This is a genomic window from Corynebacterium sp. HMSC072A02 (assembly GCF_001810085.1).
GTDB classification, from domain to species: Bacteria; Actinomycetota; Actinomycetes; order Mycobacteriales; family Mycobacteriaceae; genus Corynebacterium; species Corynebacterium hesseae.
Genome location: NZ_KV799870.1, coordinates 1 through 350, shown reverse-complemented (window position 1 = coordinate 350; position 350 = coordinate 1). Strand labels below are relative to the sequence as shown.

Here is a 350-nt window from a genome sequence, read left to right as displayed (position 1 = left end):
AAGGCCAACGCTTAGAGCGCACAACCAACAGCCTGGAAGGCGGAGTGAACTCGCAAATCAAGAAACTGATGCACGCCCACCGAGGACTGCGCGACGAGCAACAACGCATCGCCTGTGACTGGTGGCTGTACTTACACACGCAGCTGCCTGACGACCCCGTAGAAATCGCCAGGCAGCAAAACTGGGGCCAGGACGCACTCGCCAAAGCACAAACCCTAGCCGACCAGGAAACACAAGCCACCAGCGGCCATGAAGACGGCCGACCAGCAACCTACGACAGCGCCATCGACACTGCCTACAACCACTCTATGGGAATACGCAAAGGTCACATACGCTAAACCCCAACCCCC

At 58.3% G+C, this 350-nt stretch carries 1 pseudogene; it reads left to right on the top strand.

Annotated features, from left to right (window positions below):
• Positions 1 to 338: pseudogene (locus HMPREF2698_RS10160) on the top strand (transposase); the annotation flags it as partial.
• Positions 339 to 350: the final 12 nt, after the last annotated feature.